This window comes from Streptomyces sp. GLSS-08 (genome assembly GCF_056387915.1).
Genome location: NZ_JBWJAQ010000011.1, coordinates 217,133 through 237,479 on the forward strand (window position 1 = coordinate 217,133; position 20,347 = coordinate 237,479).

The 20,347-nt window shown below is 71.0% G+C and carries 21 protein-coding genes; 10 read left to right on the forward strand and 11 right to left on the reverse strand.

What is annotated here, in order from left to right; all coding sequences use genetic code 11:
* Positions 1 to 8 precede the first annotated feature (8 nt).
* The 3 genes from AC0ZLC_RS21380 to AC0ZLC_RS21390 are packed head-to-tail and all read right to left on the reverse strand — an operon-like array spanning position 9 to position 3,080.
* A complete protein-coding gene (locus AC0ZLC_RS21380; RefSeq protein WP_476753549.1) occupies positions 9 to 695 on the reverse strand; it encodes a UbiX family flavin prenyltransferase in 687 nt (228 codons plus the stop codon).
* A 31-nt stretch (positions 696 to 726) separates the two neighbouring features.
* Complete coding sequence (gene mqnP, locus AC0ZLC_RS21385) at positions 727 to 1,629, reverse strand: menaquinone biosynthesis prenyltransferase MqnP (protein WP_476753550.1); 903 nt, start codon at positions 1,627 to 1,629, stop codon at positions 727 to 729.
* Positions 1,626 to 3,080 (reverse strand): menaquinone biosynthesis decarboxylase, encoded by a 1,455-nt coding sequence (locus AC0ZLC_RS21390; protein ID WP_476753551.1) that lies wholly within the window; start codon positions 3,078 to 3,080, stop codon positions 1,626 to 1,628. The genes mqnP and AC0ZLC_RS21390 overlap by 4 nt, the downstream gene beginning before the upstream one ends.
* 200 nt (positions 3,081 to 3,280) lie before the next feature.
* Here AC0ZLC_RS21390 and AC0ZLC_RS21395 point away from each other — a divergent pair, with 200 nt between their 5' ends.
* The 4 genes from AC0ZLC_RS21395 to AC0ZLC_RS21410 all read left to right on the forward strand — a co-directional run bounded on the left by AC0ZLC_RS21395 (position 3,281) and on the right by AC0ZLC_RS21410 (position 6,828).
* The gene (locus AC0ZLC_RS21395; RefSeq protein ID WP_476753552.1) at positions 3,281 to 3,673 is read left to right on the forward strand and encodes a PLD nuclease N-terminal domain-containing protein; all 393 of its coding nucleotides are present in this window, start codon (positions 3,281 to 3,283) and stop codon (positions 3,671 to 3,673) included.
* 194 nt (positions 3,674 to 3,867) lie between these two features.
* Positions 3,868 to 4,998 carry an abortive phage infection protein gene (locus AC0ZLC_RS21400; protein ID WP_476753553.1) on the forward strand — a complete coding sequence of 377 codons (1,131 nt, stop codon included), beginning with the start codon at positions 3,868 to 3,870 and terminating at the stop codon, positions 4,996 to 4,998.
* Between the two features lie 31 nt (positions 4,999 to 5,029).
* Positions 5,030 to 5,488 (forward strand): nucleoside deaminase, encoded by a 459-nt coding sequence (locus AC0ZLC_RS21405; protein WP_476753554.1) that lies wholly within the window; start codon positions 5,030 to 5,032, stop codon positions 5,486 to 5,488.
* A 224-nt stretch (positions 5,489 to 5,712) separates the two neighbouring features.
* Positions 5,713 to 6,828 carry a hypothetical protein gene (locus AC0ZLC_RS21410; protein ID WP_476753555.1) on the forward strand — a complete coding sequence of 372 codons (1,116 nt, stop codon included), beginning with the start codon at positions 5,713 to 5,715 and terminating at the stop codon, positions 6,826 to 6,828.
* Here AC0ZLC_RS21410 and ccsB read toward each other — a convergent pair.
* The 7 genes from ccsB to hemL all read right to left on the reverse strand — a co-directional run bounded on the left by ccsB (position 6,813) and on the right by hemL (position 14,662).
* Complete coding sequence (gene ccsB / locus AC0ZLC_RS21415; RefSeq protein ID WP_476753556.1) at positions 6,813 to 7,889, reverse strand: c-type cytochrome biogenesis protein CcsB; 1,077 nt, start codon at positions 7,887 to 7,889, stop codon at positions 6,813 to 6,815. The two genes, AC0ZLC_RS21410 and ccsB, sit on opposite strands and share 16 nt — an antisense overlap.
* Positions 7,886 to 9,673: a cytochrome c biogenesis protein ResB gene (gene resB, locus AC0ZLC_RS21420; protein WP_476753557.1), complete on the reverse strand. Its 1,788-nt coding sequence runs from the start codon at positions 9,671 to 9,673 to the stop codon at positions 7,886 to 7,888. Before resB ends, ccsB begins: the two co-directional genes overlap by 4 nt.
* A gap of 3 nt (positions 9,674 to 9,676) precedes the next feature.
* Positions 9,677 to 10,453 carry a cytochrome c biogenesis CcdA family protein gene (locus tag AC0ZLC_RS21425; protein ID WP_476753558.1) on the reverse strand — a complete coding sequence of 259 codons (777 nt, stop codon included), beginning with the start codon at positions 10,451 to 10,453 and terminating at the stop codon, positions 9,677 to 9,679.
* 6 nt (positions 10,454 to 10,459) lie between these two features.
* Positions 10,460 to 11,092: a TlpA family protein disulfide reductase gene (locus AC0ZLC_RS21430; protein ID WP_476753559.1), complete on the reverse strand. Its 633-nt coding sequence runs from the start codon at positions 11,090 to 11,092 to the stop codon at positions 10,460 to 10,462.
* A gap of 66 nt (positions 11,093 to 11,158) precedes the next feature.
* Positions 11,159 to 12,436 (reverse strand): polysaccharide deacetylase family protein, encoded by a 1,278-nt coding sequence (locus AC0ZLC_RS21435; protein WP_476753560.1) that lies wholly within the window; start codon positions 12,434 to 12,436, stop codon positions 11,159 to 11,161.
* A 211-nt stretch (positions 12,437 to 12,647) separates the two neighbouring features.
* Positions 12,648 to 13,349: a histidine phosphatase family protein gene (locus AC0ZLC_RS21440; protein ID WP_476753561.1), complete on the reverse strand. Its 702-nt coding sequence runs from the start codon at positions 13,347 to 13,349 to the stop codon at positions 12,648 to 12,650.
* A complete protein-coding gene (gene hemL / locus AC0ZLC_RS21445) occupies positions 13,346 to 14,662 on the reverse strand; it encodes a glutamate-1-semialdehyde 2,1-aminomutase (RefSeq protein ID WP_476753562.1) in 1,317 nt (438 codons plus the stop codon). Before hemL ends, AC0ZLC_RS21440 begins: the two co-directional genes overlap by 4 nt.
* A gap of 379 nt (positions 14,663 to 15,041) precedes the next feature.
* Here hemL and AC0ZLC_RS21450 point away from each other — a divergent pair, with 379 nt between their 5' ends.
* The 6 genes from AC0ZLC_RS21450 (at position 15,042) to AC0ZLC_RS21475 (ending at position 19,634) form a co-directional block, all read left to right on the forward strand.
* Positions 15,042 to 15,479, forward strand: a complete 438-nt coding sequence (locus AC0ZLC_RS21450) for a hypothetical protein (protein WP_003974483.1) — start codon at positions 15,042 to 15,044, stop codon at positions 15,477 to 15,479.
* Between the two features lie 268 nt (positions 15,480 to 15,747).
* The gene (locus AC0ZLC_RS21455) at positions 15,748 to 16,212 is read left to right on the forward strand and encodes a hypothetical protein (RefSeq protein WP_476753563.1); all 465 of its coding nucleotides are present in this window, start codon (positions 15,748 to 15,750) and stop codon (positions 16,210 to 16,212) included.
* Between the two features lie 551 nt (positions 16,213 to 16,763).
* Complete coding sequence (locus AC0ZLC_RS21460) at positions 16,764 to 16,967, forward strand: cold-shock protein (RefSeq protein ID WP_003974279.1); 204 nt, start codon at positions 16,764 to 16,766, stop codon at positions 16,965 to 16,967.
* Positions 16,968 to 17,249: 282 nt separating this feature from the next.
* A complete protein-coding gene (locus AC0ZLC_RS21465; RefSeq protein WP_476753564.1) occupies positions 17,250 to 18,839 on the forward strand; it encodes a DEAD/DEAH box helicase in 1,590 nt (529 codons plus the stop codon).
* A 176-nt stretch (positions 18,840 to 19,015) separates the two neighbouring features.
* Positions 19,016 to 19,315, forward strand: a complete 300-nt coding sequence (locus tag AC0ZLC_RS21470; RefSeq protein WP_476753565.1) for a CBS domain-containing protein — start codon at positions 19,016 to 19,018, stop codon at positions 19,313 to 19,315.
* A 7-nt stretch (positions 19,316 to 19,322) separates the two neighbouring features.
* Positions 19,323 to 19,634, forward strand: a complete 312-nt coding sequence (locus tag AC0ZLC_RS21475; protein WP_358851014.1) for an SCO5918 family protein — start codon at positions 19,323 to 19,325, stop codon at positions 19,632 to 19,634.
* A gap of 71 nt (positions 19,635 to 19,705) precedes the next feature.
* Here the strand turns inward: AC0ZLC_RS21475 and AC0ZLC_RS21480 are convergent, their stop codons facing one another.
* Positions 19,706 to 20,080: a hypothetical protein gene (locus tag AC0ZLC_RS21480; protein WP_476753566.1), complete on the reverse strand. Its 375-nt coding sequence runs from the start codon at positions 20,078 to 20,080 to the stop codon at positions 19,706 to 19,708.
* Between the last annotated feature and the right edge of the window lie 267 nt (positions 20,081 to 20,347).

A 20,347-nucleotide genomic window follows, 5' to 3' on the forward strand; every position in this document is an offset into this window, starting at 1 on the left:
TGCTGTGCTCAGGTGGTGGAGCGGGAACCGCCGCCGAGTTCGCCCTCCCAGCGGCGGTAGAGCCCGTGCTCGACGCCCGCCGCGTCGAGGACCCGTCCCGCGACGAAGTCCACCAGGTCCTGGATGTGCGTGGCGCCCGCGTAGAACGCCGGTGAGGCGGGGACCACGGCCGCGCCCGCGTCGTCCAGCGTGACGAGATGCCGCAGTGTCTGCCCGTTCAGCGGGGTCTCGCGGACGGCGACCACCAGCCTGCGTCCCTCTTTGAGGGTCACGCTCGCCGCCCGCTGGAGCAGGTCCTTGGAGAGGCCGAGGGCGACTCCGGCGACGCAGGCGGTGGACGCCGGCACGATGATCATGCCCTTGGAGGCGTACGAGCCGGAGGACGGTCCGGCCGCCAGGTCACCGGCGCTCCAGTGCCGCACGGCGTCGAGGCGGTCCTCGAAGGCGTCGAAGGTGCCGGGCTTGCCGTCGGCTCCCCGCGCCAGCCAGGACCGCAGGTCGTCCCGCCAGTGCGCGTCCCGGAAGGCGAGGCCCGTCTCGTCGAGCAGGGTGAGCCGGGAGGCCCGGGACACCACCAGGTCGACGCTCTCCCCCGCCGCCAGCAGCGCACGCAGCACGGCGGCGGCGTACGGCGTACCGGAAGCGCCCGACACCCCCACGATCCAAGGCCGGCGCTGCGTCTGTCCTGGCTTCATGATGTCGAGCCTATCCGCCGGGCGCCGGTAATCAGACCGTGAGCCCGCGCATCAGCAGGTCCAGCAGGGCGCAGACGAACAGCGCGATGCCGATGAAACCGTTGACTTGGAAGAACGCGCGGTCGAGCCGGGACAGGTCGTGCGGGCGCACGATGGAGTGCTCGTAGAGGAACGCGCCCGCCACGATCACCAGGCCGAGCCAGAAGAAGACACCGGCGCCGGTGGCCGCCCCGTACCAGACGAAGAGGGCGGTGGTGACGGCGTGACAGGCACGGGCCCCCCGGATCGCGGCCGGGATGCCGAAGCGGGCCGGCACCGACTTCACGCCCACCTCGCGGTCCGTCTCGACGTCCTGGCAGGCGTAGATCAGGTCGAAGCCGCCGATCCAGACGCCGACGGCCAGGCCCAGGATCACCGCGTCCCAGGACCACTCGCCGGTGACGGCCAGCCAGCCGCCGATCGGGCCCATCGCCTGGGCGACACCGAGGATGGCCTGCGGGAAGTTCGTGAACCGCTTGCCGTACGGATAGACCACCATCGGGACGACCGCGACGGGGGCGAGCGCCAGGCACAGCGGGTTGAGCAGCGCCGCGGCGCCCAGGAAGAGGACGAGGGCGACCAGCGCGCCGGTCCAGGCGTGCTTCACCGACATGGCGCCGGTGACCAGTTCGCGGTGGGCGGTGCGGGGGTTGCGGGCGTCGATCTCGCGGTCGATGATCCGGTTCGCGGCCATGGCGAACGTCCGCAGCCCGACCATCGCGACGGTGACGAGCAGCAGCCGCACCCAGTGGATGTTCTCGTCCAGGCCGTACATCGCCGTCAGCGCCGCGATGTAGGCGAAGGGCAGGGCGAAGACGGAGTGCTCGATCATGACGAGGCGCAGGAACGCCTTGGTGCGCCCCGGCTGCGGGAGCGCCGCTGATGCGCTGCTCACGAGAGTCCGTACTCCTTCCAGCGGCGGTCGACCTTCGCCGCCGTCTCCGGGTCGGACAGCACCATCTCGGGCCAGCCGCCGTCCCGGGTGTAGCCCTCCTCGGGCCACTTCCGCGTCGCGTCGATGCCCGCCTTGCCGCCCCAGAACTGCTGGTACGAGGCGTGGTCGAGGTGGTCGACCGGTCCCTCGACGACGGTGAGGTCACGGGCGTAGTCCGTGTTTCCGAGGGCGCGCCAGGCGACCTCGTGCAGATCGTGGACGTCGCAGTCGGAGTCGACGATCACGATCAGTTTGGTGAGGGACATCATGTGGGCGCCCCAGACGGCGTGCATCACCTTCTGGGCGTGCTTCGGGTACTTCTTGTCGATCGAGACGATCGCGCAGTTGTGGAAGCCGCCCGCCTCGGGGAGGTGGTAGTCCACGATGTCCGGGACGATGATCTTGAGGAGCGGCAGGAAGAAGCGCTCCGTGGCCCGGCCGAGCGGCCCGTCCTCGGTCGGCGGCCGGCCGACCACGATCGACTGGAGCAGCGGCCTCCTGCGCATGGTGACGCAGTCGATCGTCAGCGCCGGGAAGGGCTCCTGCGGGGTGTAGAACCCGGTGTGGTCGCCGAACGGCCCCTCGGGGAGCATCTCGCCGGGCTCCAGCCATCCTTCGAGCACGACCTCGGCCTGCGCCGGCACCTGGAGCGGCACCGTCCTGCAGTCGACCATCTCGATCCGCTTGCCCTGCACGAACCCGGCGAACAGGTACTCGTCGATGTCACCGGGCAGCGGGGCGGTCGAGGCGTACGTCACGGCGGGCGGGCAGCCGAAGGCGATCGCGACCGGCAGGCGCTCGCCGCGCCGGGCCGCCACCTGGTAGTGGTTGCGGCTGTCCTTGTGGATCTGCCAGTGCATGCCGATGGTGCGCCTGTCGTGGCGCTGGAGGCGGTAGAGCCCGAGGTTGCGGATGCCGCTCTCGGGGTCCTTGGTGTGGGTGAGCCCGAGGTTGAAGAACGAGCCGCCGTCCTGTGGCCAGGTGAAGAGGGCGGGCAGCGCGTCGAGGTCGACGTCGTCGCCGCGCAGGACGACCTCCTGGACGGGAGCGTCCTTCACCTTCTTCGGCGGTACGTGGGTCATCGCGCCGAGCTTGCCGAACGCCTCGCGCACCCCGACGAAGCCGTGCGGGAGCTCGGGCCTGAGCAGTCCGCCGATCTTGTCGCTGATGTCGGCGTACGACTTCAGGCCGAGGGCCTTGAGGAGGCGGCGGTCGGTGCCGAAGACGTTCATCGCGAGCGGCATCGCGGAGCCGCGCACGTTCTCGAAGAGGAGTGCAGGGCCCTGGGCCTTCTGGACCCGGTCGACGATCTCCCCGACCTCCAGATACGGGTCGACCTCGGCCTTGATGCGCTTGAGGTCGCCCTCGCGCTCCAGCGCCCGGAGCAGGGAGCGAAGATCGTCGTAAGCCATGCGTCCCAGTATCGCCGAGGCCTCTCCGCTCCCCGCGCGCGCCCCACCCGGCGCGGGCGGGCACGCCCGCTCGGCCCGGGACAGCGCGCCCGGTCAGGCCCGGGACAGCGCGCCGGGGCGGGCCTACGCACCCGCTACCCTGTGGCCGTCACCGGGGCCCCGCGTCGCCCCGCCGCCGTTCAGTGGGGGATCGTCCGGTCATGCTGAGGTATCTGCCGTTCCTGTTGGTTCTGGCGCTGTGGATCTACGCGTTCGTCGACTGCCTTAACACGCCGGAGGAAGAGGTCCGCGGGCTGCCGAAGGTCGTCTGGGTCATCATCATCCTGCTCTTCGGCGAGGTACTGGTCGGCCCGGTCGCCTGGCTCGTGGCCGGCAAGGTGCGCCACGCCCCCGCGAACGGCTCCACCCCCTCCCGGTGGCACCGCGACCACCGCACCCGGCAGCTCGCGCCCGACGACGACCCCGAGTTCCTGGACTCCCTGAAGGCCGGCGGGAAGCAGGACGAGGCACTCCTCAAGGACTGGGAGGCCGACCTGCGACGCCGCGAGGAGGAGCTGCGGCGGCGCGAGCGGGACGGGGACGCCAGGGAGTGACGCCCCCGCGGGAGGTGACCCGGCCGCTCGCTCCCGCCGCGCGCTGCTGCTGCGGGTGAGCGGCTGAGACCGTGCTCCCCGCGCCGTAGGCAGTTGCGTGTTCAGCCCTTCGTCGGGGGTCCGTAGACCATCGGCGGACGCCCGGAAGGGGGGCCGTTTCCCAGACTGGGGCCACGACGACACGGGGAGGCGCGATGCGGGACATCGGTCGGGCACGGTTTCTGGGAATGGCGGCGGGGGCCTGCGCCGCGCTGGCACTGCCCACGGGTTCGGCGGCCGGAGCGGCGGACACCCGGCCGGCGGCCGACGGGGGGCCGCCGGGGCTGAGGTACCGGGGAGTGGCGTACGAGGTCGGGGAGGGCGAGACGCCCGGCACCGCCTGGAGCGCGGCGCGGATGCGCCGGGACATCCGGGCCGTCCGGCACGACCTGCACGCCGATTCCGTCAAGGTCACCGGGGACGGCGTCGAGCGGCTCACCGCCACCGCCGCCGAGGCGGCCGAACGCGGGCTGCACGTCTGGCTGGAGCCCACGACGGCCGACGTGCCGCAGCGGGAGATCCTCGACCGGCTGGCGGAGACCGGCCGGTTCGCCGAACAACTGCGGCGCCAGGGTGCCGACGTGCACCTGAGCGTCGGCTGCGAGTTCGTCCTGTTCGTGCCCGGCATCGTGCCCGGCGCGACCGTCCTGGAGCGCGTCGAGAACCTGCTCAGCGGCAACTTCGACCCCGTGCGTACGGCACGCCGGCTGCGCCGCTTCACCGCGCGGGCCGCGGCCGTCGGCCGGTCCGTCTTCCATGGGCGGCTGACCTACGCCGCCGCCCAGGACGAGGACGTCGACTGGGACCTCTTCGACATCGTCGGCATCGACTACTACAGCTTCTTCCGGCGCCGCCGCGACCACGTACGGGAGCTCGCCGGGTACACCCGGTTCGGCAAGCCGCTGGCCGTCATGGAGTTCGGCTGCTGCACCTTCGAGGGCGCACCGGAGCGGGGCGGCATGGGCTGGGACGTCGTCGACCGGTCGAAGGAACCCCCGGAGATCGAGGGCGGCCTGGTGCGCAGCGAGCGCACCCAGGCGGCGTATCTGACGGACGTGCTCCGGGTGTTCGAGTCGATGAACCTGTACGCGGCGCACGCGTACACCTTCGTCACCCCCGACGCCCCGCACCGGCGCGAACCGCGCCTGGACCTGGACATGGCGAGCTACAGCATCGTGAAGACGGTCGAGGACCGCCCCGGCGACCCGGCCTCCGATTGGCACTGGGAGCCGAAGGAGGCCTTCCACGCCCTGGCCCGCCAGTACGCAAGGGCGCGGCACCGCTGACACCTCTCTCCCCGCGGGGGAGAGTGGGCGGATGGAGCGCTTCGATCAGGCACAGGCCCGGGCGTGGCTCGCCACCGCGGTCGCGGAGGCCCGCGCCGGGCTCGCCGAGGGCGGCATCCCCGTCGGGGCGGCGCTGTACGGCGCGGACGGCGTCCTCCTCGGCCGCGGCCGCAACCGGCGCGTGCAGGAGGGCGACCCGTCGCTGCACGCGGAGACGGCGGCCTTCCGCGCCGCCGGGCGGCAGCGGTCGTACCGCGGCACGACGATGGTGACGACCCTGTCGCCGTGCTGGTACTGCAGCGGGCTGGTGCGCCAGTTCGGGATCTCCCGCGTCGTCGTCGGAGAGGCGGAGAACTTCCACGGCGGCCACGACTGGCTCGCGGAGCACGGCGTGCGGATCGTCCTCCTCGACGACCCCGAGTGCGTGGCCCTGATGCGCGGCTTCGTCCGCAGCAACCCGGCGCTGTGGCACGAGGACATCGGTGCCTGAGCGCCGGACCGGCTTTCCCGCGCGCCCCCGGGAGCGGCCGTACCCGGTCATTTCCGGCCGGCCGGCAAAAGCGTTGCGTCGTCCGACGGACATCGCGCGCCCGACTCCGAAGCAACTCCCCCGTTTGCGCCCCGCTGCTGATACACCTCACCTCAGCCATGACAGGGGCAGCGGCGGGACCGGCGGCGACCGGTGGGGCTGGTGCCGCGACGGGGGGAGACGCGGTGCACACAGGGCTGCACGGAGGGGCCGCGCTGTTCGGTACGGAGCCGCCCGGGCTCGCTCCACGCCTGGTCGGACTGCAGCCCCACCAGCACCGCTCGTCACCGCTGGAACACCCGCGCGAACTCCCGTTCGTGGTGCTGGCGGGCGGCCGGGGGCTCGGCAGGAGCGCGGTCCTGGACGAGCTGCGGGACTGCTACCGGGGCCACACGCCGGTCGCGCTGATCGATGGCGCGGAACGACGGCCCGGCGGGCGGCCATCGCAGCGGCCGCCCGCGTCCTGGTCGCCGGTCGCGGACGCCCTCACCACCGTCGCCGAGCAGCTCGCGGAGCCGGTGACGGGCGCGGGACGGATCATCTTCCCGCGCCTGGCGACCGGGCTCCTCGCCGTCGCGGCGGGCGGCTGGAGCGAGCGCGACGTGACGCGCGTCCGGCGGGAGGCCGAGCGGATCCTGCTGCTGAACGACTCCGCCTCCCGGCTCGCCGGGAGCTGGGTCGACAGGGTCGTCGCCCGGCTGACCGCCTCCCTGCCCGGCACCGGCCCGGTCCTGGAACCGGTCATCGAGGCGACCCTGGAGGCCTTCTCGGAAGGGGTCTCCCCCACCCGTCTGCGACTGCGCAAGGGCGCGACCTGGTACCGCGGCCATCCGGACGCGGGCGGCAGCCCCAGGCTCGGGCTGACCCTGCTCTCCGGCCGCTTCCGGGCGGGCGGCGACTCCCGCACCCACGCCGAGCGTCACCTCGTGCGGGCCCTGCTGGCCGACCTGGACGACGCGTACGCCGGACCGCTCCGGGGCACGAGGCGGATCGGTCGGCCCCTCGTCCTGATCGACAACGTGCAGGAGCCGCCGGGCCGCGGGCTCATGGAGGCGGTGCTGCGCGACCGCGCCGACGGCATCGCCGACCGCACCGCCTTCTTCGCCGCCCTGCGCGGCTCCGCGCACCCCGCGCTGCGAGGCGCCGTCCGCCGGACGCTCCCGGAGGTCGCCCGGCACAGCGGCTGGACGCCGGACACGTCCCCGTCCTCGCGCGCCCTGCTCGTCTCCCTGCCGTCGCTGTCACCCGGCGACGGGGACGGCGCCGGTGACTGGACGCCCGGGGATCAGACCCCGGCGTAGGAGTGCTTGCCAGTGACGAAGATGTTGACCCCGTAGTAGTTGAACAGCCAGCAGGCGAAGGCGATCAGCGCGATGTACGCGGCCTTGCGGCCCTTCCAGCCGGCCGTCGCCCGGGCGTGCAGGTAGGAGGCGTACGCGACCCAGGTGATGAACGACCAGGTCTCCTTGGGGTCCCAGCCCCAGTAGCGGCCCCACGCGTCACCCGCCCAGATCGCGCCCGCGATGATCGTGAACGTCCACAGCGGGAACACCGCGGCGTTGACCCGGTAGGAGAACTTGTCGAGCGAGGCCGCCGCGGGCAGCCGCTCCAGCACGGAGGTCGCGAACCGGCCGGGCTGCCCGCCGTTCGCCAGCTTGTTCTCGTACGAGTCCTTGAAGAGGTACAGCAGGGTGCCGACCGCGCCCACGTAGAAGACCGCGCCGCAGAAGATCGCGGTGGAGACGTGGATGTACAGCCAGTACGAGTGGAGCGCGGGGACCAGCTGGTCGCTAGCGGTGTACAGGACGGTGACGGCGAGCCCGAGGTCGAGGAGGACCGTCGTGACCAGCGGGAGGCCCAGCCAGCGGACGTTCTTCTTCAGCGCCAGCAGCGCCAGGTACACCCCGACGGCGACGGTGGAGAAGGTGATGTTGAACTCGTACATGTTGCCCCACGGCGCCCGCCCCACGGACAGCGCGCGGGCGAGCACACCCGCCGCCTCCACGGCGAAGGCGAGCACGGTGAGGGACACGGCGATCCGGCCGTACAGGTCGCCCTGCTCGTCGCCGCCGTGCGCGCCGGGGCCGTCCGGGACGTCCCGGGCACCGGCCGCCGAGCGGACGACGACCCGGGGCCGGTCCAGGACGGCGGTTCCGCCGGCCGACTGCACGGTGACCGCGGGCGCCTGCGCGCCGCTCTTCCGCGTCAGCGCGGCGGCCGTACGGCCGACCTTGCTGCGGCTGCCGAAGAGCCATTCGGCGATGTGGGCGAAGAAGGCCAGGGTGTAGACGGCCATCGCGGAGTAGATCAGCGTGTTGCTGACACTGGCGAGGTTCTCGTTCGTTGCGGCGGCGAGAGTCACTGCTTCTCAGCCCCTTCGGCGGCAGATACGGCGTGAGGTTCGGAGGTGTCCGGATCGGGCCCGGGGGTGGCGGGGCCGGGGGCGCTCGGCGCCCGGTCGTGCACGAGCGCCGCCAGATCGCCGAGTTCCTCGGGGAGCTTCGCGGACTCGCTGCGGCCGAGGCCGGCCATCTCGACGACGGTCACCCCGTCCGCCCCGGTGGTGGCGCGCACCCAGACGCGGCGGCGCTGGATGAACAGGGAGCCGGCGAGGCCGAGGATCGCGGTGACGGCACCGGCCAGCGCCCAGTCACTGCCGGGCTGCTGGGTGACCTGGAAGCCGGCCCACTCCTTGATCTCCTTGTCGAAGGTGATGGAACCGGCGCCGTCCGGGAGCTTCATGGTCTCGCCGGGCCGCAGCCGCTTCTTGAGGATCTGACCCTCGGAGTCCTTGAACTGCTTCAGCTTCGAGGTGTCGAGCTGGTACACGTTCTGCGGGACGCCCGAGTCGACGCCCAGACTGCCGTGGTAGCCGGACAGCGCGAGCACCGGGTAGTCCAGCGCCGGGAACTGGGAGAACATCGTGCCCTTGCCCGCACCGGCGAACGTCGGGACGAAGAAGGCGGAGAAGCCGAGCTGCTCGCTGACGCCCCGCGCGTTCCGGTAGCCGTCCATGACCTTGACCGCGCCCTGCGAGGTCACGTTGGAGTCGAGCGGCAGCAGCGGCACGGCCTGGTGGAAGACGACCTCGCCCCGGCCGTCCCGGACGGTGACCACCGGCGCGTAGCCGTGGCTGACCAGATAGACCTTCGAGCCGCCGATCTCCAGCGGCTCGTTGACCTTGACGGTGGTCCGCTTCTCCTTGCCGTAGGCGCCCTCGCGGTAGGTGATGTCCGCCTGGTAGGTGCGGGGAGTGCCCTTGTTGGGCCCGGTCCGCTCGTACGTGCCGGTGAACTTCTTCAGGTCGAAGCTGAACGGCGTCAGGTCGTCGTTGTCGAAGAGGCTGCCGGACTTGAAGTCGTCGTACTGCAGGAGCGTGTTGGCGAAGCCGTCGCCCTCGACGACCAGCTTGTTGCCCTCGGACTTGAAGAGCTGGCCGCAGGCGAAGGCGACCAGCATCACGATCAGCGCGATGTGGAAGAGCAGGTTGCCGGTCTCACGCAGATAGCCCTTCTCGGCGGCGACGGCGTCCCCGGCGACGTGCGCCCGGAAGCGCCGCTGCCGCAGCACCGTGAGCGCGGCCTCGCGGACCTGCTCGGGCCCTGCCTCGGTGCGCCAGGTGGTGTAGGCGGGCAGCCGGGTCAGCCGCCTGGGCGCGCCCGGCGGGCGGCTGCGCAGCTGCCCCACGAACTGCCAGGTGCGCGGCACGATGCAGCCGATCAGCGACACGAACAGCAGGATGTAGATCGCCGAGAACCACACCGAGCTGTAGACGTTGAAGAGGCCGAGCTTCTCGTAGAGGGGTCCGAGCGTGGCGTGCGCCTGCCGGAAGTCGGCGACCTTCGTCTCGTCGGACGTGGACTGCGGGATCAGCGAGCCGGGGATCGCCCCGAGCGACAGCAGGAAGAGCAGGATCAGGGCGACCCGCATCGAGGTCAGCTGACGCCAGAACCAGCGGGTCCAGCCGACCACCTCGCGGCCGGTCCAGGCGAGCCATCCGGCGGCGCCGGGGGCCCGGGTCCCGCCGAAGGAGCCGGGCACCACCGTCTCCGTGGGGGCGGTGGACAGCTGGGACCCGGCCGCGCCGAGGTCGCCCTCCGCGTCCGCGCCGCCGTCGGCGGCCCTGCCGGTGTCGGTCGTGCTCATGGCTCAGATCCCTACCGTGAAGCCGTCGGACCAGGTCTGCATCTCCTGCACGATGCTGTCCCACGCGCCGGTCAGCAGGAGCAGCCCGGTCACGATCATCATGCCGCCGCCGATCCGCATCACCCACGCGTAGTGGCGCTTGACCCACCCGAAGGCACCGAGCGCCTTGCGGAAGGCGACCGCGGCGAGGACGAAGGGGATACCGAGACCCAGGCAGTACGCCACGGTCAGTATCGCGCCCCGGCCGGCGCTCGCCTGGTTGATCGCCAGAGCCTGCACCGCGGCGAGCGTCGGACCGATGCAGGGCGTCCAGCCGATCCCGAACAGCGCGCCGAGCAGCGGGGCGCCCACCAGACCGGCCACCGGCCGCTGGTGGAAGCGGAATTCGCGCTGGGTCATCCAGGGCATCAGCCCCAGGAAGAAGACGCCCATCAGGACCATGAGTACGCCGAGCACCTTGGACAGCGTGCCCTGGTGCTCGTACAGGGTGGAGCCGAAGAACCCGAAGAGCGCGCCGCCGGAGACGAACACCACCGTGAAGCCGAGGACGAACAGGCCCGCGCCCGCGGCCATCCGTCCCCGTCTGGCCTCCGCCAGGTCAGTGCCGCTGACCCCGGTGACGTACGACAGGTAGCCGGGCACCAGCGGCAGCACGCACGGCGAGAAGAAGGAGACGAGGCCGCCGAGCACGGCGATCGGCAGGGCGGCCAGCAGCGCGCCGCTGTAGACGGTCTCGTTGCGGCCGGTGGCCTCGGCGAGAGTGGTGGCGAGGAGGGACACGTCGGATCACTTCTCCGCGAGGACCGGGGCGAGCATCTTGCGCAGCCTGTCCTCGCTGAGTGCCTGGAGCGTGCGGGCCGCGACCTTTCCGTCCCGGTCGACGACGAGCGTGGACGGGATCAGCTGCGGGTTCAGCGTGCCCTTCTTGAAGCGGAGCATCAGCCTGCCCGTCGGGTCGTACAGGCTGGGGTACGTGATCCCGTGTTCCTTCTCGAACGCCTCGGCGGCGGCGGTGCCGGGGTCGCGGGTGTTGATGCCGACGAACTGCACGCCCTGGCTCTTCGTGTCCTGGTAGACCTTCTCGAAGTTCTCGGCCTCGGCGCGGCAGGGTGCGCACCAGGAGCCCCAGATGTTCAGGACGACGACCTTTCCCCGGTAGTCGTCGACGTCGATCCGCTTGCCGTCGACGGTCTTGCCGGAGAGGTCGGGGACGGTGGCCCGCTCGCCCTTGGCCACGGTGTCGACGCCGTTCTTCCCCGCCACGAAGTTGGTGTTGCCCGAGCCCCCGTGCGTGCCCCCGGAGCCGCACGCGGTCAGGACGAGGGCCGCGACCGCCGCCCCGGCGGTGAGCAGGGCGGCTCGGCTACGGGCGCGGTTCGCGCGGGGGAAGCGCTGACGGACGCGGCAGGCGGCACTCATGTGAAAAGTTTCGCATGTCCGCTCCGGGGATCTTGCCCACCCCCCTTGCGGGCGGAAAACCGCATATCAGGCGGCCTTTCCGGCCCCCGCGGAGGACCCCTTGCCGGCCCTTTCGACGAGCCCCTTCCAGCCGTCGGCCGGCTTCTGTCCCACGTCCAGCGACTGCAGGCCGGCCAGCACCTCGGGCCGCTGCACGTCCAGCCAGTCGACGAACTGCCGGAAGGAGACGAGCCGCACGTCGCCGCCCTTCTCCTTCTCCCGCGCGATGTGCTTGAACGCCTTCTCGACGGCGTCCATGTAGATGCCGCCGTTCCACTCCTCGAAGTGGTTGCCGATGAAGAGGGGAGCCCGGTTCGTCTCGTACGCGCGCTGGAACCCCGCGATGTACGCCCCGGCGGACTGGGTGCGCCAGCCGGGATAGTTGTACGACGGCGCCTTCGTCGAGTTGACCGACTGGTTGGCGAGCATGTTGTAGTCCATCGACAGCACCTCGAAGCTGTGCCCCGGGAACGGGATCGCCTGCAGCGGCAGGTCCCACACGCCCTGGGTCTTGCGCGGCCAGCGCTGGCGGCCGCCGGGCGAGGAGGCGTCGTAGCGCCAGCCCAGCTCCCGGGCGGTGGGCAGCAGGTTGCTCTGGCCGAGCAGGCAGGGCGTGCGGCCGCCGACGAGCTCCTTGTCGTAGTCGAAGGGCAGTGACGGCAGGTCGGTCCAGCCCGTGTTGGTCCGCCACTCCTTCACGAAGGACTTCGCCTGGTGGATCTCGCTGCGCCACTGCTTGGGGGTCCAGTTGGCGACCGTGCCGTAGCCGGAGCAGAAGTGGCCGTTGAAGTGCGTGCCGATCTCGTGGCCGTCGAGCCAGGCGCGGCGGACGCCCTTGAGCGTCATCCTGATGTGCTCGTCGGTCAGGTAGCCGATGTCGGAGGCGCCCGGCGCGTTGTTCGGAGGCAGGTAGAGGCGCTTCTTCGACTCGGGCAGCAGATAGAGCCCCGACAGGAAGAACGTCATGTGGGCCTGGTGGGCCTCGGCGAGGTCGAGGAAGCGCTCGAAGAGACCGGTCCCGACCTCGCCGGCGCCGTCCCAGGAGAAGATCACGAACTGCGGCGGCGTCTCGCCGGGCTCCAGCGGCACGGGCCGGCCGGGCTGCCTGGGCTGCTTGCCGGTGAAGGCGGTCGACCCGTCACCCAGGGGGCGCGCGGGGATCTTGGGGGCACCGGGATCCCCGCTGTGGGAACCGCCGGGGGTGCTGCCGCCCTCTTCGTGAGCGGTACCGCAGGCACCAAGACCCAGCGCGGCCGCGGCACCCGCCCCCATTCCGATCATTCCGCGTCGGCTGACGTCCCGCATATCGTCCCCATTTCGTCGCACCCTCTCAGCCGGCTCTCAGCCGGCATCTCATGAGAGGGCGCGACGAAGACGGGGGTTCCGCCCTACACGCACATATTTATATTATTTTACGAACATCACCTCGAATGGTGTGATGATGCACGCTTTGTGACGGTGTGTACGCAACGCCCCCGCCGGGCCGGACGGCTCCAGGCCCCTCGGGCGTCCCCTTCTAGGCCCCGAAAGCCTTGCCCTGCCCCTGCACCGGCTTGGCCCCGGCGAGGAGATGAGCGGGCACCAGATCCCGCGCGGGCTCGCTGTAACCCACCGAGACGATCCTGTCGCCGCGGTAGGTGAAGGTCGTCAGCGAGGCCAGCGTGCACTGCCGCTTGCGCGGGTCGTGCCACAGCCGCCGCCGTTCCACGAAGGACCGCAGGATCCAGATCGGCAACTGGTGGGACACGCACACTGCTTCATGCCCGCGCGCCGCGTCCTTGGCGGCGTCCAGCGCCCCCATCATCCGCACGACCTGCTCCAGGTACGGCTCGCCCCAGGACGGCTTGAAGGGGTTGACCAGGTGCTTCCAGTTCTCCGGCCGGCGCAGCGCACCGTCCCCGACCCCGAAGGTCTTGCCCTGGAAGACGTTCTCCGCCTCGATCAGCCGCCCGTCGGTCGCCAGGTCCAGCCCGTGCGCCTTGGCGACGGGCGTCGCGGTCTCCTGCGCCCGCTCCAGCGGCGAGGCCACGACGTGCGTGACGTCCCGCGCGGACAGGTGCTCGGCGACCCGGTCGGCCATCCGCCGCCCGAGGTCCGACAGGTGGTAGCCGGCCAGCCGCCCGTACAGGACCCCGTCCGGGTTCTCGACCTCACCGTGCCGCATCACATGCACGACGGTGAGGTCACTGTTCTTCCGCTCGGCTCCCGTGCCGGTCATGCCGTGGCCTCCGCCGCTGCCCGTGCCGCCGCCGGAAGGGCGTCGGCGATCCGCTGAACCGCCCGCTCGTCGTGCGCCGTGGACACGAACCACGACTCGAACGACGAAGGCGGCAGATAGACGCCCTGCGCGAGCAACGAGTGGAAGAAGGCGGTGTACCGGAAGGACTCCTGCGTCTTCGCGTCCTCGTAGTTCCGCACCTCCCGCCCGGTGAAGAAGACCGAGAACATGCTGGACGCGTTCTGCAGCCGGTGCGCCACGCCCTCCTTGGTGAGCGCCTCGGTCACCAGCGTGCGGATCTGCAGGGACACCGCGTCGACCGTCTCGTACGCGGCGTCGTCCAGCAGCCGCAGCTGCGCGAGTCCGGCGGCGGTCGCCACCGGGTTGCCCGACAGCGTGCCCGCCTGGTAGACCGGCCCCGCCGGAGCGAGGTGGCCCATGACGTCCGCCCGCCCGCCGAACGCGGCGGCCGGGAACCCGCCGCCCATCACCTTGCCGAAGGTCATCAGGTCGGGGCGGACACCGTCCACCCCGTACCAGCCGGCCCTGCTGGTCCGGAACCCCGTCATGACCTCGTCGGAGATGTACAGCGCGCCGTTCTGCGCGCAGGCGTCCTTCAGCCCCTGGTTGAACCCGGGACCCGGCGGCACGACGCCCATGTTCCCGGGCGAGGCCTCCGTGATGACGCAGGCGATCTCACCCGGGTGCGCCCGGAAGGCGGCGTGCACGGCGTCGAGGTCGTTGTACGGCAGGACGATGGTGTCCCCGGCCTGCGCGCCGGTGACGCCCGGGGTGTCGGGGAGGGCGAACGTCGCCAGCCCGCTGCCCGCGGCGGCCAGCAGCGAGTCGACGTGCCCGTGGTAGCACCCGGCGAACTTGATCACCTTGGCGCGCCGGGTGAACCCGCGCGCCAGACGGATGGCGGACATCGTCGCCTCGGTCCCGCTGGAGACGAGGCGCACCTGCTCGACCGGCTCGACGCGCGCGACGATCTCCTCGGCCAGCTCGACCTCACCCTCCCCCGGCGTACCGAAGGAGGTGCCGCGCGAGACGGCCTCCTGGACCGCGGCGATCACCTCGGGACGGGCGTGCCCGAGAATCATCGGCCCCCAGGAACAAACGAGGTCGACGTACTCCCTCCCGTCGGCGTCGGTCAGATAGGGACCGCTCCCGGACACCATGAAACGGGGCGTACCGCCCACGGCGCGGAACGCGCGCACGGGCGAGTTCACACCGCCCGGTGTCACGGCAGCCGCACGGTCGAAAAGAGTCTGCGAAACTGGGGCTTCGTACTGATAGGTCACACAAGCCATGGTGTCAGAGGCCGCGAAGATCCTGCGGACAGGTGTTTCAGCCCACGTTTCGCCGAGCGGCCGTGGGGGAGGTCACTGACACGATGATCGGGTTGCGCGGCGGGGGTCGCGCGGCCTAGAAAAGCAGTCGGGTGGAGATATGCATCGCGGTGGCGGACTGGGCGAGGGGACCGATGACCTCGGTCCTCGGCGTGCCCGGCGGGGGAGGCACCGGCGCGAGGCGGAGGAAGCCGCCGAGTCACGGCAGGCACAGGCGCAGGGTTCACAGGGTTCGCAGGGCGAGCCTGAGCGGATCGAGCAGTCGGCCCGTATGGACGGTATGGACTACACGGACCGTGGAGCAGACCGGCTCAGGGCAGGGAGCGGGAATGGTGGCCGGGTGGGGGTGACGTACAAATACTTCGGCGCGCCCGACGGCGCGACGGCAGCGCGGGTCCCGATCTCGATGCGCCCCGAGGAACTCGGCGGGGACGAGCTCGGGATGAACGGCATGTTCACCAAGATCAAGCCGGAGACGATGGCCGCGATGGTCCTCACCGGCATCGAGGGCGTGCCCCTGCACAAGGTGCCTCCGCTGGAACTCGTCGTCCTCCACCCCGACTACGCCGTCGTCAAGCTCCCCATGACGGTCGTCGACCCGCTGCGCGGCATAGGCGAGGAAGCGGTGGGTGCGGCCGCCTTCATCTGGTCGACGGTCCCGGACCGCGGAGGCCCCCGCGACGCGTTCAACGTCTACCAACTGCTGCACGAGTGGCAGGACTTCAGCCACCGGTTGCATGAGGCGGGGCATCAGCCGTACTGCTTGGTGTGGCCCTGACCTGGAGCTTCGTGAGGTGCGGGCGGGGTTTTCGGACCCCGCCCTTTTCATGCGACGACACCGCGCTCGCGGATTTCCCGTCGGCGCACCGGTGATCCGGTCCGCCAACCCGCTGGAGCGGTTGCACGGGGAGCAGGACAGCATCCCGGGACGCGGGTCGGTGCAACTCGTCACGTTGGCCGGAACTTGACCTGCCTGTCATGACCACCGTCTGTGATGATCTTTGCCCATCCGCGGCCAAGGGGGTCGTGGCGAGGGAGGGACCAGCATGCGAGTTGCACGCATGGGCGCCGGAACAACAGTCGCCGTCACCGCCGTTCTCGGGCTGGGTCTGGGAACCGCCGGCCCCGCCGCGGCTGCGGACGGCGGCACCTGGCGTGCTTACGGCAACACCAATCCGATCACCTCCAGCTCCAGCACGTGGCGTTGCGCCGGCTCCAAGGAGGTCGCCGACGATGTGCACGCGCAGGTCTGTGCGATCAGGTCGTCAGGCGGAGGCGGCGTGCAGGCGGCAGTGATCGTGCGCAACGACCGGTCCAGCCTCTACAGTGCGGCAGCGCACATGGACCTGCGCACCTCCTCCGCCGGCCTGGGCAGTTGGACGTGCGCGTCATCGGGTGTCGGGGCGAACTCCTGGTCGGTGTGCTTCGGAAAGACCCTCACCCAGAGCAGCCCGGTGAACTCGGCAGGGTCCGCAGAGGCCATATCCCTCGGCGTGTCACCGACTGTCTGAACCTGAGCCCGTCGTTCGAAGGAACCGAGGGTCGCGGCGAACTCGGACGGGGCCCTGGGCGCGCATTGGCTCTGCAACCGGGCAGCCATCGGCGCGTTCACGAACCTCGACCGGCCACACCACTCGCCGGGTCACCGTCGGGCGAGCGCGGTCCGGGCGACGGTCACCGCCCGCGGGCGGGCGCTCCGCGGCCGGGCCGGGGCGCGTTCGCCCGGTCCGGCAGCCGTGACCGGCGCCTTCGGCCCGAAGGCTCCTCTTCGCGCCGACAATATCTGTGCCGGCGATATAAGAATTGGCCGTAACACGCCGTGAGGATTTCACGTCCGCCCGGCGGAAGGGAATTACTTAGCGTGCATGCCGGGGCTGGACGTGCTACTGTCGGTCAAAGTTGAAGTTGTGATTCCCAAAAAATTCAAGCGCCCCCGACGGCTCGAACGCGTCGGGTGGGAAGTGCTTTTGTATTTCCGGTCATTTCCGGACGGGGCCAATCATCGCGACAACACGGAGTCCGCACAGTGCGAATTCCGAGAATGCCCCGAAGGAGATTTGACATGGCTACTGGTACCGTGAAGTGGTTCAACGCGGAAAAGGGTTTCGGCTTCATCGAGCAGGACGGTGGCGGCGCTGACGTCTTCGCCCACTACTCGAACATCGCCGCCCAGGGCTTCCGCGAGCTGCTGGAAGGCCAGAAGGTGAACTTCGACATCGCGCAGGGCCAGAAGGGCCCGACCGCCGAGAACATCGTTCTCGCCTGACGCGACGCTCACTTCGCAGCTGGGGCCCGCACCTTGGGGTGCGGGCCCCGGCTCGTTGCCGCTCGCTCCTGGAGCGCGGCGGCCGTGCATGAAATCCTCCCCCCTGCCGTGGAATCTTCTCCGCGACACGGTTTGAGGACTGTTATCGAAAAGGCGCAGGCCCCGGGTTCATCTCCGCGGCTGGATTCGCCTCCGTTTTTCACTGGGCGCGTCCCTGCGATTCTCCGTGCTGCTTTTCAGGCCGGGAATTCCTTGATGCGTGCCGCGTCATGGAAGGTCCCCTTGAACCGCACTCGTACGAACACCCGCTCCACCACCGCCCGCAATCGCGCCGGTGCCGCCGCCGCGAGCAGGGGCGGCGCGCGCTTCGGTACGGCCTACGCCGGCCGCAGCGGCTCCAGCCCCTCCGGCCGCTCCGGTGGCCCGAGCCGCTCGAGCGCCCCGAGCCGTTCCGGCGGCTACGGACGCCGGTCCGCCCCTCAGGGCGAGTTCGCCCTGCCGGTGACCGTCACCCCCGCACTTCCCGCCGTCGAGGCGTTCGCCGACCTCGACATGCCGGCGCCGCTGCTGGCCGCGCTGACCGCAGAGGGCATGACCACCCCGTTCCCCATCCAGGGGGCGACCCTGCCGAACTCCCTCGCCGGCCGTGACGTGCTCGGCCGCGGCCGCACCGGCTCCGGCAAGACGCTCGCCTTCGGCCTCGCCATGCTGGCCCGCACCGCCGGCCGGCGCGCCGAACCCCGCCAGCCGCTGGCCCTGGTCCTCGTGCCCACCCGTGAGCTGGCCCAGCAGGTGACGGACGCGCTCACCCCGTACGCCCGTTCCGTGCGGCTGCGGCTGACCACGATCGTCGGCGGCATGTCGATCGGCCGTCAGGCCGGCGCGCTGCGCTCCGGCGCGGAGATCGTCGTCGCCACCCCCGGGCGCCTGAAGGACATGGTCGACCGCGGCCACTGCAGCCTGGACCAGGTCGCCGTCACCGTCCTCGACGAGGCCGACCAGATGACGGACATGGGCTTCATGCCGCAGGTCACCGGCATCCTGGACCAGGTGCGTCCCGACGGGCAGCGGATGCTGTTCTCGGCGACCCTGGACCGCAACGTCGACCTGCTGGTCCGCCAGTACCTGTCCGACCCGGTGGTCCACTCCGTCGACCCGTCGGCGGGCGCGGTGACCACCATGGAGCACTACGTCCTCCATGTGCAGGGTGCCGACAAGCAGCGCACGACCACCGAGATCGCGGCCCGCGACGGCCGCGTGATCATGTTCCTGGACACCAAGCACGCGGTGGACCGGCTGACCGGGCACCTGCTGGAGAACGGCGTCCGCGCCGCGGCCCTGCACGGCGGCAAGTCCCAGCCCCAGCGCACCCGCACCCTGGCCCAGTTCAAGACCGGGCACGTGACGGTGCTGGTGGCCACCAACGTCGCGGCACGCGGCATCCACGTCGACGACCTCGACCTCGTGGTGAACGTGGACCCGCCGAGCGACCCCAAGGACTACCTGCACCGCGGCGGCCGTACCGCCCGTGCCGGCGAGTCCGGCAGCGTGGTCACCCTGGTGACGCCCAACCAGCGCCGCGAGATGAGCCGCCTCGTGACCGCCGCGGGCATCGTCGCCCACACGGCGCAGGTACGGTCCGGCGAGGAGGAGCTGAACCGGATCACCGGTGCCCAGACCCCGTCCGGGATCCCCGTCGTCATCACCGCCCCGCCCGCGGAGCGCTCCCGGCGCAGCACGTCCTCGTCGCCGCGTGGCCGCCGGAGCCGTACCGGCCAGGACGGCCGCGGCATCCAGGGCACGCGCGCCGGACAGGCTCCGCGCCGGTCGTCGGCCCAGCGGCCGCCGGCCGCCTTCGACGCGGCCGCCTGAGCTTCCTCGTGTGCCGGCGGACGAGTTCGTCCGCCGGCGGGCGCCGGTCGTCCGTCATCCCCTCTTCGCAGGAGACACCTTTGACGCTGGTTGACACACAGTCGCGACCGACGGATTGCGCCGTCGGGCATACGGCCGCCACTTCGGAGGCGTCCGCACCGCACGTCCGTGACGACATGACCGTCGAGGTCGCCCTGTCCGTCATGGCGAGTGCCCGTACCGGCCATCTGCTCATCTGCGACGAGGACGACCAGCTCACCGGCCGGGTCACCCGCGCCCAGCTCACCAGCGTCCGCGAGAGCCCCGGTTACACGGACCGGGTCCGCCTGCGGGACGTCTGCGAAGACCACGCGAGCCGCCCGGGACACCCGGGCCCCGCATGCCAGGGAGACCGCGGGGACCGCGGAGCGACCCCGGCCTCTCCGACCGCCCGGCGTCGCCCGGGCGGACCGTTCTCCTTCTCCCTCTCCCTGTGAGGCCCTCATGCGCTGCATCATCGCCCGTTTCCCGTTCGACCTCTCCAAGGCCTCCGTGCTGGAGTCGATGAAGGGCGTCAAGCCCGAGCCGATCACGGGTGAGTCCGTGATCGTCGGACGCCGGCACTACCCCGTCAAGCAGGTGGGCCAGGTCGTCACCCGGCAGGACCGCCGCGACTTCACTGCCGCCGAGGTCACCCGCGCCATGACCCAGCTCGGCTTCACGTGCCGTCCCTACCTGCCCGAGGCCGCGCCCGAGAGCGCCCTCTCCCCGTTCGAGAACGCGTCGGTACTGCTGGGTGCCCCCGCGGCCGTGTGACCCGGACAGCACAGCGATGAGGGCCCCGCCGGCACGTGCCGGCGGGGCCCTCATCGCTGTGCTCGGGCGGCTCAGTGGTCGGAGTAGCTGAAGTCGCCGACCGTCCAGGCGGTGACGTCCTGGATCGCGACGCGGTACATCCCCCCCGTCTCGGGGATCCCCATGGTGCCCTGCAGGATGCGGGCGACGTGGAAGTGCAGATGGGTGGGCTTCTCCCCGGGGCCGGAGGGGCTCTGCTCCTCGCCCCCCGTGAAGATGGCGGCGAACGGGCCCAGCTGGTCCGAGTCCACCAGAACCTCCGCCACCCGCTGTCGCCATACGGCCTCGGGGGCCAGCCGGCCGGTGATGACAGCGCCGCCGGAGACCACGGTCAGGGACATCTGCGTGCTTTTCTCGGCCTCCACCAGGGCGGCGATGCCGATGAGGAGTTCGTCAGGGTTCGACATGAGTGCGGATTCTATGCAGCGGCCCGGCCGCGCCCCACCCTGGACCGGGGAAAACGTGCACGAACCACAAAACCGGGGCCGCGGGCTCGTCAAAATCTACCGTGGCGGGAGTAGACATTGCCCGGCTGCCTGGTTACGATTTCTTGCGTAGTCACAGTCGAGCAAGACCCGGCAGACACGAACTGCCTGGTAGTCGTACCGGTTTTGGCACATGCAGGATCCAGCGAACGGACGGAGGACCTGACGCCATCAGGATCGCCCGGGCGT